The sequence below is a fragment of the Enterocloster sp. 210928-DFI.2.20 genome, assembly GCF_020554465.1.
In the GTDB taxonomy this organism is placed as follows: Bacteria; Bacillota; Clostridia; order Lachnospirales; family Lachnospiraceae; genus Enterocloster; species Enterocloster bolteae.
In genome coordinates this window covers 337,318-356,328 of the sequence record NZ_JAJCHK010000002.1, presented here as the reverse complement: position 1 = coordinate 356,328, position 19,011 = coordinate 337,318, and the positions used below count along the sequence as shown (strand labels likewise).

Genomic DNA, 19,011 nt, shown 5'->3' with positions numbered 1-19,011 from the left:
TTGCTCCGTCGGGATATCCCGTCTATTCGTAACGCAGCGCGTCTATCGGGTCTGCCTTGGCTGCCTTGGATGCAGGATATAATCCAAAGAAGATACCGACCACTGCTGAAAATGACACTGCAACCACGATGACCCCCGGTTTTATGACCACCGCAAATCCCAGAAGGAATCCTCCCAGGGATACGGTTCCCACTCCCAGTATGACACCGATAATGCCGCCGCAGGCTGACAATATGGCTGACTCCGTCAAAAACTGTATTAACACATCCCTGGTCCTTGCTCCAAGGGCTTTCCGGATGCCGATTTCCCTGGTACGCTCCGTCACGGACACCAGCATGATATTCATAATGCCGATTCCGCCCACCATCAGCGAAATGGCCGCGATACCGCCCACTGCCATGGACAGGCTGCCCATCATGCTGTCCACTGAGGTCATTTCCTGCATGGCCGTATACATGTACATATCCTCCGGCTGCCTGCCGTGCATCTTGGCCGCATATGCCTTGAACTGGCTGAAAAACTGGTCCAGGTTCACATCGTCCTTTGCATACACATGAAGCTGGTAAAAATAGTCGTTGGGCCAGGTCAGAAGGGTGTATGGAATGAATGCCGACCCCTTGTCATCGCTGTTGCCCATCATCAGGGCCTGGAAGGCGTTGACCTCCTTGCGGTACACACCCACCACCGTAAAGTCGTCGGTAGAGCCATATAAGGTGGTTCTGAAGGACCGCCCAACCGCATTCTCAGTGCCGAACAGCATCTGGGCGCTCTTGGTATCCATGACCACATTCTTCCTTCTTCCCAGGATGTCTCCCTCGTTGAGATAGCGGCCGTACACCACGTTCACCGGCTGCACATCCTGGTAATTGTAGTCAATTCCCTGATAGTCAAATTTAATCTTAGTCCGCTTATACTCGGCATCACTGCTGGTATAGGCGCTGCTGTCTATATAGGCGACCTGGTCCTTAAAGGCCTCCTTGGCCCGCTCCATCTCGTCCAGGGTAAAATAATCGCTCTGCCGCACATCATCTACCCAGTAACCAATGGATATATAGGCCTGGGTAATACCCACATCCTTGTATAAATCAGAGAAAAGTCCGCGCATGGTATCTCCGATGGACACGATGGCTATGACGGAGCCAATGCCGATGATGATTCCCAGCATAGTCAGGGCGGAACGCATCTTATTGGACCGGATGGCTGAAAATGCCATCTTCATGTTTTCAATCAGCATTCTGCTCTCCCCCCTTCCCGTCCTCAGAAGTCACCCTGGCCGCATTCAATTTGTCACTCTGTATCTGCCCGTCGCTGAACCGTATCACGCGGTGGGCAAAGGCTGCTATATCCTCCTCATGGGTAACCAGCACCACGGTAGCCCCTTCCTGGTGAAGCTTTGTAAACAGCTCCATGATTTCCACCGAGGAGGCGGTATCCAGGTTTCCTGTGGGCTCGTCTGCCAGAATTAAGGGCGGTTCATTGGCAAGGGCTCTGGCTATGGCAACCCTCTGCCTCTGACCTCCGGAGAGCTCGTTTGGCATATGTTCCTTCCTGGCTCCCAGCCCCACCCGTTCCAATAGCAGCTGGGCCCTGACCGCCCGTTTGGCCTTTGGCACCCTGGCATAGGTCATGGGCAGCTCCACATTCTTAAGGGCCGATGTCCTGGATATCAGGTTAAAGGACTGGAACACAAACCCGATTTTCCGGTTCCTGATATCGGAGAGCTGGTCCGGCGTCATGTCTGCCACGTCAATGCCGTCCAGGTAGTAATGTCCCAGGGTAGGCCGGTCCAGACACCCGAGTATGTTCATCAGGGTGGATTTTCCGGATCCGGAGTGTCCCATGATGGCCACAAACTCCCCCCGTTCAATGGTAAGGTTTATCTTCTTTAGTCCCAGTACCTTAATGGCCCCGGTATCATATATCTTGACCAGATTCTCCAGCTTAATCAGGGGTCCGTCATAGACCTCTTCCTGAATCATGCTGTCCCTGTGTAAAAACTTCATCCACTTCTTCATACGGCGCCTCCTGCTACTGGGTAATCAGCACGGCAGCACCGTCCATGAGATGGGGTCCCGGATTGGTGATAACCTGCATTCCCTCCTCCAGCACTGTACCGTCTGTGGGAATGACCTCTACCACCACGTCGCCGTCCACTCCCATGGTCACAGGTATTCGTTTAACCTTCATATCCTGCACAATGGCTATGTATGTCACTTCCCCGTCGTCAAAAAGCGCCGATGAGGGAACGACGAAAACATCCTTTGCCTCCCTGATTAAAAGTTCTGCTTTTGCCGTGATTCCCGCAATAAGCTTTGAGCTTCCACCGTCCACCCGTATGGTAGTGGGAATAACCCTCTCCGTGGATCCGCCGCCTTTTTCCTCGCCTGTGGGCGATATCTTTACGACCTCGCCTTCTGCAGTCTCACCGTCCAGGATATCCGCTGTGATGGTCGCCATCTGTCCCACCTTTACCTTGCCGATGGAAAACTCGCTTACCTTGATTTCCAGCTCCAGCTGCTCCAGATTCTCGATGCTGAGAATAGGTTTATCATCCTCCACCTTATCCGCAAACTGGCCCACCTTGGAATTGACACGGACCACAGTGCCGTCAATGGTGCTCTTTATCTGGGTATTATCCAGTTCTTCTTTTTTCTTTTCCAAATCAAAGGCTGCGTTCTGTATCTGTATGCCGTAGGACGAATCTGCAACGCCTCTCCCATTCTCAACCGTATAGCCTTCCATCTGCCTTCTGGCGTCATTCAGGGCATTGGCGCTGGCTTCCAGCTCCATCTGTGAAATGTCGCCGGTGGCAAAGAGCTGGCTGTTCCTGCTGTGATCCAGGCTGGCCTTCTGGAAATCCTGGACCGCCTTTTCGTATCCAAGGGCTGCTTCCTTATCTTTTTCCTGCTTATTAGCCACCGCAAGGTCGTAGGCGTTCTGGGCAATCTGCACTTCCCGCTCCAGATCCGTGCTGTCCACCACGGCCAGCACCTGTCCTTTTGTCACGGTATCACCCTCCTTCACATTCATAGCAGTGATTTCCGCATGAATATTGGACACCACATCCACGCTGTCTGTGCCTGATACAGGACCGCTTACCGTAAGCTTTTCCTGAACGTCCTGTTTGGCAAGGGGCATCACGGCAACCGGGATCCCCAGCTCCTTCTTTCCTCCGGACATACGGGAGAACCCAAACAAAACCACTGCCGCCAGTACCAGGACCGTGATTATCTTGCGCTTCCGGCTGAACCCCTTAAAGCGCCGGACAGGGTGAAAGCCTCCCTCCGATGACCGGTGTCCGGTCTTTTGCTTTTGCTTTTTCTTCTTTTTCTTTCCGTTTCCTTCCTCCTCCGGAGCCATCAGCTCCTCCACGCGGCGGTCAATTTCCTCAGACTCTGAAATGCCTTCCAAAACCTGGATTTCCTCTAAATCACCAGCTTTTTTCTCTGTTCCCATGACTCCCTCCTTAATACCAGCGGATACTGTATTATTTATATTAATACAGTTATATCACATATGGCATACTTATACAACAAAAAATAAACATTTGCGCCATTGCTGTTCATTTAATAAGGCTATTATATAGGTTTGCCATAAATATTTCATCCTGTATTTTCATAACATTTCATAAATGAAAACGAAAGATTTACTTAAGGAAAGGGGCAACCATACAAAAAAACGGCAGGTCCCTGTAACACAGGTATTTCCTGCCGCCTTTGGCGGGCAGGGCATCTTCCTTTGCCCTACCCGCCTATTCTTACTTTGAAACCGATTCTTTCTCTAAATCAATTCCTTGGTCCGTTACCGTTACTCTGCTGCTTATTCTCTGCTCTGCTGCTTATTCCCTGCGCTGTTACCGATTCCCTACTCTGCTGCCGCTGCCCTAAGACGTTTCATCATCTCATCCACATCCGCCTTCTCAATCACCAGAGGCGGAACGAAACGGATGATATTGGTCCCGGCGCTGATTAACACCAGCTTCTGCTCCAGCAGCGCTTTTGACACAATGGGGCCTGCCGGTACAGAGAACTCCAATCCCTGAATCAATCCCATTCCCCGGTGTGCCCTGATGCAATCCAGTTCCTTTGACAGCTCCTCCAGCTTCTCATAGAGATAGGCGCCAATCTCCTTTACATGTTCCGTGATACGGCGTTTCTCAAAAATATCAAGCACTGCGCTGGCTCCCGCCGTCACCAGCGGATTGCCGCCATAGGTGGTGCCGTGGTCGCCCGGAACCATTGCGCTGGCCGCTTTGCCCCATGCCAGGAAAGCGCCTACGGGAAGCCCGTTTCCCAGAGCCTTGGCCACTGTCATCACGTCCGGCTTCACGCCGTAATGCTGCCAGGCAAACATTTCCCCGGAACGGCCCATGCCGCACTGGATTTCATCCAGTATAAGGAGCAGGTCATGTTCATCGCACAGGGCCCTGACCCCTTTTATGAATTCTTCCGTTGCAGGATAGATACCTCCCTCTCCCTGGATGGTCTCCATAATGACCGCACATGTCTTACTGTTAATCAGCTTCTTCACGCTGTCCAGGTCATTGAAATCAGCGAAGCGGATTCCCGGTATAAGGGGCTTAAAGGGCTCCTGGTAGTGGGCATTGCCGGTGACGGCCAGTGCGCCCAGGCTCCTTCCATGGAAGGAATGGTTCATGGCAATGATTTCCCCGGTCATGTCCGGCTCCGCGTCCTCGCAGCCGTCGCAGCCGTCTCCCATGGTTTCATGAAGTTTGTTATAGTGATAGCGCTTTGCAATCTTAAGAGCTCCCTCAATGGCCTCGGTACCGCTGTTTGTGAAAAACACCTTATCCATATGGGATACCTGAAGCAGCTTCTCGCCGGCCTCAATGGAGGGCTGGTTGTAGAACAGATTGGAGATATGGGTCAGCTTGTGAAGCTGTTCCTCCACGGCCTTTGTATACTCCTCATCCCCATATCCCAGCGCCATGACCGCAATGCCAGCACCGAAATCCAGATACTCGTTTCCCTCTGTATCGTAGAGCTTCACTCCCTCCCCATGGTCAAACACCACAGGGAACCGGTTGTACACCTTATAAAGGGCCTGTTCTGCCCGTTCCATCAACTGTTTATCAGCCATGATAATACCTCTCGTCTTCTTCGGAATTATAGATAGCGGTTCCAATACCCTTGTCAGTAAAGATTTCCAGCAGCAGGCAATGAGGAATACGCCCGTCCAGGATATGCACCCTGGATACGCCGTTTTTTATGGCGTTGATGCAGTTTTGAAGCTTGGGAAGCATACCGCCTCCCAGCATTCCGCTGTCCACAAAATTCTGGGCCTCCTCCACCGTCATCTCGGAGATAAGGGAGGACTTATCCTCATAATCCTTATACACGCCCTCCACATCCGTGAGAAAAGCAAGCTTTTCCGCCTCCACTGCCGTGGCAATGGCACAGGCCGCGTCATCCGCATTGATGTTATAGCTCAGGAAATCCTCATCAAAGCCTATGGGACAGATGATGGGCAGAAAATCCTTTTCCAGCAAATCATATATGATTTTGGGATTCACTTCCTCCACATCTCCCACAAACCCGATGTCCTCTCCGCCGGCGTATTTCTTACGGCATTTAAGCATCATGCCGTCCTTGCCGCTGATTCCCACCGCATTGATACCCAGCTCACTGACCAGCTGGACCAGGCTCTTATTGACTTTATTAAGGACCATCTCGGCAATCTCCATGGTGGGTTCGTCTGTAACCCTGAGTCCGTTCTTAAACTGGGCCTCCATTCCCACCTTGCCTACCCAGCGGCTGATCTCCTTCCCGCCTCCGTGCACAATGATGGGCTTAAAGCCTACCAGCTTAAGAAGCACCACATCCTGTATAACCTTTTTCTTCAGTTCCTCATCCACCATGGCGCTTCCGCCGTATTTTACCACCACGATTTTCCTGTTAAAACGCTGGATATAAGGCAGTGCCTCAATGAGCACGGCCGCCTTCTGCATTGGTTCCAAATTCATTTTCATACTCCTCCTTATGAGCACTTAGCGCCTGTCCTTCAGGCGCTTACGTGCGATACATGTCACTGGCACTTGGCGAGGTCTTTTTCGAGCTTAGTGCAGCGGCTCGTTATGAGCGGTAATCCGCATTAATCTTAACATAGTCAAAGGTCAGATCGCAGCCCCACGCAGCGGCCTTTGCATCCCCCATCTTGATGTCGGCCACAGCCGTCACCTCCGGCTCTGACAGTATCCGGGTAGCCTGCTCTTCGCTGTAGTCCACGGCCACGCCGTCCTTAATAATCTGCATCTTTCCTGCCGCGCTCTCAAAATACAGGTCCACCTTTTCCGGATCAAACTGTGCCCCGGAATAACCCATGGCGCAGAGTATCCTGCCCCAGTTGGCGTCATGGCCGAAGATGGCTGCCTTGGTAAGGCTGGAGCAGATTACTGATTTTGCCAGAATCTTGGCCTGTTCCTTAGTCTCTGCCCCCACTACCTTTACCTCAAACAGAGCGGTGCAGCCCTCGCCGTCGCCTGCCATTTTCTTGGCTAATGTTTCGTTTACAATCTTTAAGGCTCTGCAGAAGGTATGGTAATCCTCATTCTTCTCTGTAATTTCTTTGTTGCCGGCCAGACCGTTTGCCAGAAGGAGAACCGTGTCATTGGTGGATGTGTCCCCATCCACGGAAATCATGTTGTATGTATCCTGTATATCCTGGCTGAGTGCCTCCTGGAGCAGCTCTTTGCTGATGGCCGCATCCGTAGTCACAAAGCTTAGCATGGTGCACATATTGGGATGAATCATACCGGAGCCCTTGCACATGCCTCCCATGGTCACCGTGGTTCCTCCCAGCTCAAACCGGACAGCCACCTCCTTGTTCTTTGTATCCGTAGTCATAATGGCCCTGGATGCGCCTGTGCCGCTCTCAAGGCTTCCGTCCAGCAAAGGAGCCATGGCCTTGACCCCTGCCGTAATCCTGTCCATGGGCAGCTGCATGCCGATGACGCCTGTGGATGCCACCAGGACGCTTTCAGCAGAAATTCCCAGGGCCAGGGCCGCTGCCTCTGCTGTCTGTCCGCAGTACCCCATGCCTTCCTCTCCGGTGCAGGCATTGGCAATGCCTGCGTTTATAACCACTGCCCGGGCAGGCGCCCCGCTTGTCACCTGGTTCTTATCCCATTTTACAGGAGCTGCCTTCACAATATTGGTGGTGAAGGTTCCTGCCGACCTGCAGGGCTCCTGGCTGTAAATCATAGCCATGTCCTGACGGTCCTTATATTTGATTCCGGCTGCTGTTGAAGCAGCCTTAAAGCCCCTGGCAGCCGTTACGCCGCCGGTTATGATTTTGATTCCCATGCCTGTCTCATCCATATCACTCATTCCTCCATTTATTTCCATACCTTTATGTCATATGAAGATGCACCTGCCTTTATCACGGTGCACTATCCTTTCATTTTACCGTACAAACCGGGTGATGTTTTCCTCATTCAGTATGAATTCGTATGTATTCACATCCTCCCGTTCCTGCCACCCGATTCCCTGCCAGAACGCATTTCCCACCTCATTACCCTTAAACGCAATCAGGCTGATTTTGCTGACTCCTTCCTTCTGAAGGGCCTCCATGGCAAAGCGCACCATGCGGTATCCAATGCCGTGTTTCCTGTATCCCGGCGCCACGCACACATGATAAAAACAACCGGTCCTGCCGTCATGGCCGCAGAGGATATTTCCTATAATATGACCGTTCTGGACAGCCACCACACTGGTAGTGGGATTCCTCCCAAGAAAGCGCTCCACGCCCTCCCGTGAATCGTCAATACTTCTGATTCCAAAGCCCTTGATTTCTGTCCACAGGCCGTAAACCTGGTCGTAATCCGCTATTGTCATTTCGCGGATAAGGATATCCATTGTACCTGCCATGATCTCATATTTCCTTTCTCTTTCCCTCTTTCATCCTTTTCAGAGATGTCTTTAAACCAACAGCCTGAACCATCAGGGGAAAATGGGAATCTGCTTAAGCCCCGTATTCTCCGGCAGGCCGAACATCAGGTTCATGTTCTGTATGGCCTGGCCTGCCGCTCCTTTGACCATGTTGTCAATGGCTCCCATCATAACCACCCGGTTGGTCCTGGTGTCTATCTTGAAATTCACGTCTGCAAAATTGCTGCCCTCCACCCACCGGGTCTGAGGCACCACATCCTTTTCCAGGACGCGCACAAAATATTCATCCCCATAATATTTATCGTATACAGCCTTTACCTCCTCGCAGGATACTTCCTTTGTAAGGGATGCATAGGCTGTCACCAGGATTCCGCGGTTCATGGGTACCAGGTGGGGGGTGAAGCTGATGGTTACCGGCTTTCCTGCTGCATAGGACAGCTGCTCCTCTATCTCCGGCGTATGTCTGTGGGAGGCCACCCCGTAAGCCTTAATGTTCTCATTGACCTCGCAGTACAGACTGTCCACCTTGCTTCCCCTGCCTGCGCCGGATGTGCCTGACTTGGCATCAATGATAAGGGTATTGGGGTCGATGAGCCCTTCCTTTACCAGAGGATAGGTGGACAGGAAGGAGCAGGTGGGGAAACATCCAGGATTGGCAATGAGCCTGGCCTTCTTCACCTTTTCCCGGTTGATTTCAGGCAGCCCGTATACGGCCTCACCGATAAACTGCGGGGATGCATGGGTCAGCTTATACCATTTCTCATAAACCGACACATCCTTAATACGGAAGTCGGCGCTTAAATCAATGACCTTTACTTTAGATAATACGTCCTCGTCCATCAGGGAGGCGCACAGTCCCTGAGGGGTGGCGGTGAACACCACATCCACCTGATCTGCCAGCTCCTTCATATTATCATCCATACACGCATCGTCCACGATTCGGAACATGTTCTGGTAGATGGATGCATATTTCTGGTCTATGTAGCTTCTGGAACCATACCATTTAATCTCTATGTCATCCCTCTGGAGCAGGAGCCTTGCCAGCTCTCCTCCCGCATATCCTGTGGAACCGATAATACCTGCCTTAATCATATCCGTATCTCCTTATATTTATAAATATTGGCTGCTGCCTTCATTATAGTCAGTTTTTCTTTAAATGAAAAGAAGCATTTCTGTGAACCCTGTTTCCTGGTTCCCGTTTGGATTTCATAATTATACATTATAAATGCATAATATGCAACATCTTTTAAATATTTTTATTTAGCACTTGCATTTTATCACATAATGTTGTATATTTATGAAAGTTCAATCAGTACAGCAATCTCAGGAGGATATCAATATGAAAGAAAAAGTAGTTTTAGCTTATTCCGGCGGACTGGATACCACCGCAATCATTCCGTGGTTAAAGGAGCATTTTGGTTATGAAGTCATCTGCTGCTGCATTGACTGCGGTCAGGGCAGCGAATTAGACGGACTGGACGAGAGAGCCAAATTATCCGGTGCCTCCAAATTATATATCGAAGATTTAGTAGATGATTTCTGCGACAATTACATCATGCCCTGCGTAAAGGCCAATGCAGTATATGAAAACAAATACCTCTTAGGCACCTCCATGGCCCGTCCTGCCATTGCCAAGAGACTGGTTGATATTGCACGTAAAGAAGGCGCCTCAGCCATCTGCCACGGCGCTACCGGCAAGGGCAATGACCAGATTCGTTTTGAGCTGGGTATCAAGGCTCTGGCCCCGGATATCAAGATCATCGCTCCCTGGCGCATGACCGATGTATGGACCATGCAGTCCCGCGAGGACGAGATTGAATACTGCAAGCAGCACGGCATTGACCTGCCTTTCTCCGCAGACAGCAGCTACAGCCGTGACAGGAACTTATGGCATATCAGCCATGAGGGCCTGGAGTTGGAAGATCCTTCACAGGAACCCAACTACGAGCATCTGCTTGTACTTGGCGTGACTCCCGAAAAAGCACCGGATGAGGGCGAGTATGTGACCATGACCTTTGAAAAAGGTGTTCCCACCAGCGTAAACGGACAGAAGATGAAGGTTTCCGATATTATCCGCAAGTTAAATGAGCTGGGCGGAAAACACGGCATCGGCATTGTGGACATCGTGGAAAACCGTGTGGTTGGCATGAAGTCCCGCGGCGTGTATGAGACACCGGGCGGAACCATTCTCATGGAAGCCCATCAGCAGTTAGAGGAGCTGGTATTAGACCGTGCCACCATGGAGACGAAAAAGACCATGGCTGATAAGCTGGCCCAGATTGTTTATGAGGGCAAGTGGTTTACACCTCTGCGCGAGGCTGTCCAGGCATTTGTTGAGTCCACCCAGGAATATGTGACAGGCGAAGTAAAATTCAAACTGTACAAGGGCAATATCATCAAGGCCGGAACCACATCCCCTTACTCCTTATACAGTGAGTCCCTGGCTTCCTTCACCACAGGCGACCTGTACGACCACCATGACGCAGACGGCTTCATTACCCTGTTCGGACTGCCCCTTAAGGTAAGGGCTATGAAAATGGCTGAGGTGGAATCTGCCAAAAAGGACCAGTAAAGAGACAGGATGCACTGTTACACATAAAGAAAATGCCCCGGAGATATTACATTTTCCATCTCCGGGGCATTTCTTTATGCCTTTGCCATCTTAGCCGCGCTATTTTATCTGTTGAAACTGTTTCATTGATTCATTCTACTTTTATTTATACGACTTTGCAGCTTTATGATGCTGATCAGATTGGCCAGGATTTCAATCTCTTGGGAAAGGACTCAATCTGTTTTCATGGAAAGACAGCGCCGTGTCCGCTGTTCTCCCCCTGCATCCGATCCGCTCAGGAGCAAGGTTATGGATAAGGGAATCCGGCCCGGCATTGGCTTTCCTGAATTTCCTTAGAGCCTTTTTAACTTGAAAAACCGGTAATATATTAAAAAATATACGAATATATAACCTTAAATCTGCATAGATCCTCTTCTTTTTTCCAAAAATGTGTCGAATATATAAGATAGTATGTATATTAAATCCATCAGCACAAAAGAGGGGTAAAAGGAAGATGAAAAGTATAAAAGGAAAAATTTTATTATGCATGTCACTGACTGTTGTCATATGCCTGAGCATTTTAGGGGGTGCCGGCATCTGTCTGAATTACAGCAGTACCAATCAGCTGTTGGAGCAGACGCTCAGGGAAACCGTCAAGATCGCGTCCGACAAGGTTGCAAATGAACTTACATCCTATCTTAACGTGGCTATTGACACAGGAACCATTGCACGGCTGACGGATCCCCAGCAGAGCCCTGGGAATAAGCAGCTTCTGATTGATGACAAGGTAAAACAGTACGGTTTCCAGAGAGGGAACATCATAGGGCCGGATGGAATCAGCGCCCTTGACGGCAAGGACTATTCTGACCGGGATTATTTCCATAAAGCCATGGCCGGCCAGGCCAATATATCCGATCCTTTGGTCAGCAAAGTCAACGGAGAATTGTCTATTATTGTGGCTGCTCCCTTATGGAAGGACGGACGGCCTAATACAACAATCGCAGGCGTGGTGTTCTTTGTTCCGCAGAGTACATTTTTAAATGATATCGTTTCACAAGTGCACATCAGCGATAATAGTGCAGCTTATGCCATCAATTCAGATGGTTATACCATTGCGGACAACACCGCCAGCACAATCATGACACAAAACATAGAAGAGGAAGCGAAATCCGATTCATCACTGGCCAGGCTGGCTGCCATACATGGAAAAATAAGAAAGGGCGAAAGCGGCTTTGACAAATATGAAATTAACGGTGTGCAGAAGCTGGCCGCCTACTCTCCAATCGCCGGCACAGACGGATGGGGCATGGCCATCACGGCACCCACATCGGATTTTATGGGAGCGACCCTTACTTCTATCGGAATCACATGTGCTCTGTTAGTAATATCACTGATTGCTGCAGTGGCAATCGCTTATTGGCTGGCCAAGAAAATCGGCAATCCCATCCACATCTGCACGGAAAGGATCCAGAAACTGTCGGAAGGTGACTTAAAGTCACAGGTACCCGTCATACATTCCAAAGACGAAACGGGCAGACTATCCGAAGCCACCCGTCTCATTACTGATTCCATAAGCAATATTATCAATGATATTGACTGGGGGCTGAGCCAGATGGCCGCAGGTAACTTTGCCATCACCAGCCAGTCCCAGGATTTATATGTGGGGGATTTTAAACCACTTTCCGACTCCATGTACAAAATATTAAAGGAGATATCAGCAGTTTTAAGGAACATTGACCAGAGTGCCGAGCAGGTGGCCGGCGGCTCTGAACAGGTGGCGGCAGGAGCCCAGGCACTCTCCCAGGGGGCGACCGAGCAGGCGTCCTCCATAGAGGAATTAGCTGCTACTGTAAACGAGATTTCCAATCATATAGATAAAAATGCCGGCAATGCGAAATCAGCCAGCGAAAAAGCTGCCTCTGTAATGGACAAGGCAAAAGAAAGCAGCCAGCGCATGAAGGAAATGCTGACTGCCATGGATGACATCAATCAAGGGTCCGGTGAAATCAGTAAGATCATAAAGACAATTGAGGATATCGCGTTCCAGACTAATATCCTGGCGCTGAACGCCGCGGTAGAAGCCGCCCGGGCAGGAGAAGCAGGCAAAGGGTTCGCGGTGGTGGCGGATGAGGTACGCAATCTTGCGGGAAAATCCGCCGATGCTTCTAAAAATACATCATCACTGATTGAGGGATCCCTTCATGCGGTGGAACGCGGCACCAAAATCGCCAGTGAGACAGCTCTGGCGCTGGACGAAGTGGTAAATGGCGTTGAGGATGTATCTGCGGCCATCAATGAGATTTCCGCGGCCAGTGCAGACCAGGCGTCCTCCGCCAGACAGGTCACACAGGGCATAGACCAGATTTCCAGCGTTGTCCAGACAAATTCAGCTACAGCACAGGAAAGCGCGGCTGCCAGCGAAGAGTTGTCCGGGCAGGCCCAGATCCTCAAAAATCTGGTTGGGCAGTTTAAATTTGGCAGCACGGAATCCGGGGAGGAGCCCGTGATGCCGGTCCCTGATGAAACCAACTACATGGTTCAGGGATGTGATGAAACTAAATATTAATATTGCAGGAAAGAGCCGGCTGCTCCTGCCGCCAGGAATTCTCCTTCCCCGCCGTCAATCCAGTCGGATCTTGTTTTTCTCCACATCCAGCCCCTCCGGCATATTGACAATCCGGATCCTTCCGTCGATGGTGACCGGCTCAAGCACTCCGTTTTCACTATGGCTCTCAATATAGGCAATCACCGCGTCAATGATGTTGGGCTGATTTCTGGCCCAGTCCGTTATCTGCTGATACTGCTCGTCATAGGTGTCCGTACTCAGGTCAAATAACCTGCATGCGCTCTCATTTCCAGGGTCAAAGGTCTGGTAGAGGGCAATCCCCTCAGGCAGCTGAGCCGGCTTGTCCGGTGGTAACACCGTAAACGCGTCCCAGCCGTCGCTTCCCCCCAGCTCATAATCCGTGGTCGCCACCGTATACCAGGCGTCAGGGTCTATCGTTTCTCCGTTTGACAGGCGGACATCGCTGATTTCCGCCTGTCCCCCATACGCATTATCCTCCAGCGGTTCGTAGGTAATGGTATAGGTGAAACCGGAGGGAATCACCATGCCGCCGAACACACTGGACTGGTCCGCTCTCACCGCATCGGTCAGGTTATTGGTGGAAAGTATGGATATCAGGTTCGCGCCCTTGCAGCGCACAGTGACCACATGGTTGTTCAGGCCGTAGAGCATGGAGGTGGCCAAATCAGACTCTGTTATCTCCCCTTCCTCAAGCTCCGCTGTCAGAGTTCCTGCATTGATGGCGGCCAGATCTGCGCCCGTGTACTGGCGCAGGGCATCAGCCAGCAGGTTTCCCAGAGCTGATTCATTGGAGCGGGAAAATATACGCACATAATTGTATGTCTTATCTGTCTTCCCGACCACATGGTCCGGGACCTGGTAACGGTTTTTCCCTGTAGTGCGGTATTCTTCCAGCGCCTCCAGCATCCCCTCTGTGCCGCCAATCTTCATGTAGGAGCTGGCGCCTTCCAGACCCGCATAATAGTTCTGTCCGCACAGGTAATGGCGCAGGGCAAAGGTAAACAAATCCGAACCGTAAAACTGGTAAGGATTTTTCACAATGGAGTGTTCTGTAAGGCACTGGTAAAATTCAGGATGGGTATTCTGAAAATAATCATAATTTAATGTGTCATCCCGCCGGTAGTAGGTGGTAGCGCCCACGGGAACCGAAGCACTGTAATATTCCGGCGCAAACTCTGTGGAGGCCACATATTCCAGATACAGGCGGCAGGCCCTGAGGACAGTCTCGTCTGTTATGTTTGCATTGATTCCCAGATACCAGTCCCCGTTGGTGGCCAGCCAGCGATCCTCCCTGGTTCTTCCCATATATGGTATGAATACAAAGTCCTCGGCCTTCACCCATACCTGTTTGCCGTCCTTTTCTATTTTAAAGCTTGGGACCCCGTTCACATCCCTGAGCTTCTCTTCAAAATGAACCGCGTAGTCCACATAGCTCACCGAACACATGACTGCGTTTCCCCGAACCACCTCCCGCAGATTCTGTTTGCTGCTCATCAGGAAGTCGCCGTTCTCATACAGCCCCATGCTTTCCAGCTCATCAATTCCCTTAAGGACACGGGCAAATGCCGGATTTTCAAAGGAAACCCCTGCCGGATTATTCCGGTACAGATTCAGCCACTGCACATATTCGCTGTCCGTGTACGCATCCAGAAGAAAGGGCATGGCCACCACTGCTGCTGCGTCATTGTAAAGCATCCCAAAGGCATAGGCCCGTACCCCGGTCTCCTCCCTTCTCTCCTGAATCCGGCGGCAGAGCCCTATAAACTCTTCCTGTGTCCGGGGCATATCATATCCCATATCCGCCAGGAGCTGTCTGTTCACCATCAGCCCTGAGATATACCCGTTTCCAACCGGAAGGGCATATACCTTACCCCCTACCTCCGCATCATTTAAGGCGCTGATCATGTAGTTCTTCAAAAATGGTTCGGAGGTCAAATCCTTCAGATAACCGCTCTGGACATAGGTATAATAATCCTGTGTATAGAGGATTTCCGGGCCGCCTCCGCTGCGCACCGCTGCCAGCTGGGCATTCTCCATCTTTGGCGCTATTTCATATGTGCTCTCAATTTTAACTCCGGGCATCGTGCGGTGGATATAGGCTTCCGCCTGCTCCGTATTGATATTCTCACCCATGGTATTGTACACATGCAGCACAACCGGCTCCTCAGCCGGCTGCGCGCCGCTCTGTTTCTTATCCTCTGTGGCCCCGGTATCCCAAACGGCCGTGCATCCGGTTGCAGCAGATATCAGCACCAGCGCCAGAAACAGCCCTATTACCATCCGTTTCTTCATATTTATTCTCCCTCTTCCCCGGGTATGGTTTTCGTAAATCACGTTTCGCTGCCGTACCGGGTATCCTCCTGTCCATCCCCACAGCTCCGGCCGTACCGGCTGCCCCAGCCGTTCAGGGACAGCCCTTTTAGCCCAGCAGGCCCCGCAGCTGTTCCATATTGATGGGCTTTGTCAGTACAGCGCCGAATCCTGCCCGCGCCGCCTCTGACCGCACTTCATCCTCACTGCTGGATGTAAACGCAAAGACAGGAATGGATCCGGCACTCTTTCTTTGGCTGCTGCGGATAGCTGCCGCTGCCTCAAAGCCGTCCATGACCGGCATGCGCAAATCCAGCAGGATGGCGTCATATGTGCCGTCCGGAGCATTGAGATATGCCTCCAGTGCCTGGTGTCCATTTTCCACCGCATCCACCTGCTGGCCGTCGGCCCGTATCAGCTCTGCTGCTATCTCCCGGTTAAGTTCATTGTCCTCCGCCAACAAAAGCCGCAGGCAGCGGCCCTCACGCCGCACCCGGCCAATCTCCTTTGCCAGGACCGCGAAGTCTATGGGCTTTGGAACAAAACCATTCATCCCTGCTTCAAGAGCTTCCCTGCGATCCTCCTCAAAGGCATTGGCTGTCAGGGCTATAATAGGGATGGACGCTGCCTGTGGATGGATGCTCTCCCGTATCCTGCGGGCCGCATCCAGTCCTCCCAGAACCGGCATCTGTAAATCCATGAGAATCACGTCATATGTATCCTCAGGTGCATCCAGAAAACGGGTGCATCCCTCTTCTCCGTTCCGGGCAGTATCCACCGCCGCTCCCATGAGTCCGGAGAGCATTTCCACTGCGATTTCCAGGTTGACCGCATTGTCCTCCACCACCAGCAAACGCATGCCTTTTAACTCCCCTGCCAGTCCGCCGGATATGCTCTCCCCCTGTCCCAGCATTCCGGTAATTTTCCGGTACAGGCTCATCCGGAACAGAGGCAGGCTGATTGTATATTTAAATCCCTTCTGCTTAATCTCCTCAAACAGCTCCTGCTCATCCGGTTTCAGTCCCAGAAGCAGAAGCGTATCCCCGCCTAAATCCCGCTTCAGCTGTTCTCCGGTTAAGGTCCGGTCAAAGCGGAGCATTTTATAGGGAAGAAATGCCATGGAGAAAGGACGGCCTGCCGCCCTCTTTTGGGCCGCCAGGGAAACAGCTGCCTGATAGTCTGTCTCCCAGGCAGCATCCACACCGATTTCCTCCAGCTTTTCCACTGCATCCCTGCACTTTTCCTCACTTCCCGGCTCGCCGATGACCAGCATGGCGCAGCCTGCGGCCAGAGGCACATGGCGGCTGCTTAAACGGATGGAAAGCCCAATGGTAAAGGTGGTGCCCTTTCCCGGCTCGCTCTCCACCCGGATGGTGCCGCCCATCAGATCCACAATGCGCTTGGTAATGGCCATGCCCAGGCCGGTTCCCTGGATTCCCTGTTTATAAGAATTCTGGTCCCGTGAAAACATCTCGAAAATCCGGCCCATATATTCCCGGCTCATGCCCACGCCGGTATCGCTGACCCGGAATACAAAGCTGGCAAATGAAGGATCCTGTGATGGTACCTCCGTGATATCCAGATAGATTTCCCCGTCCTTTGGCGTAAACTTCACCGCATTTCCCAGCACATTGGTAAGCACCTGCCCCAGGCGCACCGTATCCCCGCACAGCAATTCATGGGTAATGTTCCAGACATTGACGTCAAAATGCTGGTTGCGCACGCCTGTCTGGGACTGGGTCACCGTAACCACGCCGGACAGCCATTCACCCAGTTCAAACTCTGTCTCTGCCAGCTGCATTTTGCCGGATTCTATTTTGGACATGTCCAGCACATCGTTAATCAGTCCCAGCAGTAATTGGGAGGAATTAGCGATTTTCTGAAGGCATTCGGTCACCTTTTTGCTGTCCTCCGGTGAATAGAGGGCCAGATTGGTCAGGCCGATTACCGCATTCAGGGGAGTACGGATATCATGGCTCATACTGGCCAGGAAAGTACTCTTGGCAGCATTGGCCCGTGCCTCGCTCTCCAGCGCCTCTTCCAGGCGCCTGCGGGACTGCTCCCGTTCCGTGATATCCTCCAGAGTCACAGTGATAAAGCGCTGGCTGCTGTCCTGTTCCGAAATCAGATAGGCGTTAAGGGACAGCACGATATCCCTTTGGGTGTCAGGCCGGGTAAAATGCAGCTTCAGGCTTCCGCTGGCACAATCTCCCTTGCGGACCCGGCTTATCAGGTCCAGGACCGCCTGGCGGTCGCTGCCGCTGATACAGCTTAAGAACTTATCTTCTATAGCATTTCCAAATGCATCCTCAATCCCCAGGACCTGTTCCGTGTTGCGGGACGCATACTCAATAGCACCGCTTTCACTGTCAGCAATGACAATCACATTGGGCACATAATGGGTCATCAGGGTGAAAATACGGTCACGGCGAACAGCTTCCCTGGATGCGTTGGCGCGCACCACGAATACCAGCATAATTACAATCACCAGAAACATGCCCAGCATCAGCACAATGATAAACATGGTCAGCTGGATGGTCTCCTGGTTAATCTGCGCCGCGTCCGCCGTAATGTGGTCATAGGAGACACAGGAAATGAAATCCCAGCCGGTCCGCGGGATGGGCGCATACACAAGCTCATAGCGGGAATCCCCAAAGTAAATCTCGGCGCTGCCGCCTTTATCGTCCCTGAAATCAGAGAGCACCCTCTCATATTCCGTGCTGCCCCGGGCGTCCGGTGTAAAGAATTCCTCATTCATGGGATTTTCTTCAAAATATGTAAACAGATTAAGGGTATCTCCCAGCGCCTGATTCACATGGGTGCGGGAGAGAATCAGACCTGAGTCAGTGGTGATCATATAGGAAGCATTGTCCCCGAACGCAGTGGAATCATAAAGGGCCCGGAAGGATTCCTGGCTGTAAATTCCAATCAGCATGACAGAGCCCGCGCGGCAGGAGAATGCCACCACATCCTGCCCCGAAGCGCTGAACGGGTCTGAAATAAAGCTGATCGCCTCCCCGTCCGGGCTGTTCAGGCAGTCCACATAGGCCTGACTGGAATACAGGTTGATGGGTTTCACACTATCCCCCTGGCTGTAGACACCGCGGCCTGATTCATTCAGCAGTACGCAGTAATCGAACACAGACACTTTGTTAAAATCCCTGAGATAACTGCGGTCCCCGTTGCTGAGGCCGTCAATGGAGTCAAAACCATTTTCCTTCAGTTCTTCGGACATGCCGATTCCCAGCACGCGTATCTCATGCCGGCAATGGTCAAAACCTTCGGTTGTCTTGGAAATCAGGGTGCTGGTTGTCTCTTTCAGCGCAGAGATATTGGAATTGATGATGCGGTCGTAGATGTCCCTGCGGTATCCTTCCAGGAAATAAGATAATGATAAGTAAAAGACAATCGCAAGGGCGATACAGACTGTGATGGTTATCGGCAGAGAAAACTTATGTTTTTTTCGTATCTGTTTCATCTGCCGTACCTCGCTTTTCCGGAAACCATATAACTTTAAACAGCTTTGAATAATATTATATTATTTGGGAAGCTATTTGTCAATTTTACAAATACGCACAGTGCCGCCTGAATATATCTTTATCCTGCTTTAAATGAAACCGGACCCATGAAGAAGCAGCTTGTTCTTCATGGGTCCG

12 protein-coding genes are annotated in these 19,011 nt (G+C 51.4%); 2 read left to right on the top strand and 10 right to left on the bottom strand.

The window, feature by feature from the left end; translation table 11 throughout:
- Positions 1-22 precede the first annotated feature (22 nt).
- The 8 genes from LI015_RS04315 to argC all read right to left on the bottom strand — a co-directional run bounded on the left by LI015_RS04315 (position 23) and on the right by argC (position 8,999).
- The gene (locus LI015_RS04315) at positions 23-1,234 is read right to left on the bottom strand and encodes an ABC transporter permease (protein WP_002569833.1); all 1,212 of its coding nucleotides are present in this window, start codon (positions 1,232-1,234) and stop codon (positions 23-25) included.
- Positions 1,224-2,015, bottom strand: a complete 792-nt coding sequence (locus tag LI015_RS04310) for an ABC transporter ATP-binding protein (protein WP_002572081.1) — start codon at positions 2,013-2,015, stop codon at positions 1,224-1,226. Before LI015_RS04310 ends, LI015_RS04315 begins: the two co-directional genes overlap by 11 nt.
- Positions 2,016-2,028: 13 nt before the next feature.
- Positions 2,029-3,456, bottom strand: coding sequence for an efflux RND transporter periplasmic adaptor subunit (locus LI015_RS04305; RefSeq protein ID WP_002590716.1), 1,428 nt, complete (start codon positions 3,454-3,456; stop codon positions 2,029-2,031).
- Positions 3,457-3,864: 408 nt separating this feature from the next.
- The gene (locus tag LI015_RS04300; RefSeq protein ID WP_002572079.1) at positions 3,865-5,100 is read right to left on the bottom strand and encodes an aspartate aminotransferase family protein; all 1,236 of its coding nucleotides are present in this window, start codon (positions 5,098-5,100) and stop codon (positions 3,865-3,867) included.
- The gene (gene argB / locus LI015_RS04295; RefSeq protein ID WP_002568455.1) at positions 5,093-5,983 is read right to left on the bottom strand and encodes an acetylglutamate kinase; all 891 of its coding nucleotides are present in this window, start codon (positions 5,981-5,983) and stop codon (positions 5,093-5,095) included. The genes LI015_RS04300 and argB overlap by 8 nt, the downstream gene beginning before the upstream one ends.
- A 109-nt stretch (positions 5,984-6,092) precedes the next feature.
- Positions 6,093-7,337 (bottom strand): bifunctional glutamate N-acetyltransferase/amino-acid acetyltransferase ArgJ, encoded by a 1,245-nt coding sequence (gene argJ / locus LI015_RS04290; protein ID WP_002575801.1) that lies wholly within the window; start codon positions 7,335-7,337, stop codon positions 6,093-6,095.
- 84 nt (positions 7,338-7,421) lie between these two features.
- Complete coding sequence (locus LI015_RS04285; protein ID WP_002572077.1) at positions 7,422-7,886, bottom strand: GNAT family N-acetyltransferase; 465 nt, start codon at positions 7,884-7,886, stop codon at positions 7,422-7,424.
- Between the two features lie 72 nt (positions 7,887-7,958).
- Positions 7,959-8,999, bottom strand: a complete 1,041-nt coding sequence (argC, locus tag LI015_RS04280; protein WP_118018702.1) for an N-acetyl-gamma-glutamyl-phosphate reductase — start codon at positions 8,997-8,999, stop codon at positions 7,959-7,961.
- 247 nt (positions 9,000-9,246) lie between these two features.
- Between argC and LI015_RS04275 the strand changes: the two genes are divergently transcribed.
- Both LI015_RS04275 and LI015_RS04270 read left to right on the top strand, forming a co-directional pair.
- Positions 9,247-10,479, top strand: a complete 1,233-nt coding sequence (locus LI015_RS04275) for an argininosuccinate synthase (RefSeq protein WP_002568459.1) — start codon at positions 9,247-9,249, stop codon at positions 10,477-10,479.
- Positions 10,480-10,972: 493 nt separating this feature from the next.
- On the top strand, positions 10,973-13,024 hold the full coding sequence (locus tag LI015_RS04270; RefSeq protein ID WP_227124215.1) for a methyl-accepting chemotaxis protein: 2,052 nt from the start codon (positions 10,973-10,975) through the stop codon (positions 13,022-13,024).
- Positions 13,025-13,078: 54 nt separating this feature from the next.
- Here LI015_RS04270 and LI015_RS04265 read toward each other — a convergent pair whose 3' ends face one another.
- Together LI015_RS04265 and LI015_RS04260 are read right to left on the bottom strand one after the other, a co-directional pair.
- Positions 13,079-15,337 (bottom strand): extracellular solute-binding protein, encoded by a 2,259-nt coding sequence (locus LI015_RS04265; protein WP_227124214.1) that lies wholly within the window; start codon positions 15,335-15,337, stop codon positions 13,079-13,081.
- A gap of 127 nt (positions 15,338-15,464) precedes the next feature.
- On the bottom strand, positions 15,465-18,833 hold the full coding sequence (locus LI015_RS04260; RefSeq protein ID WP_227124213.1) for a response regulator: 3,369 nt from the start codon (positions 18,831-18,833) through the stop codon (positions 15,465-15,467).
- Between the last annotated feature and the right edge of the window lie 178 nt (positions 18,834-19,011).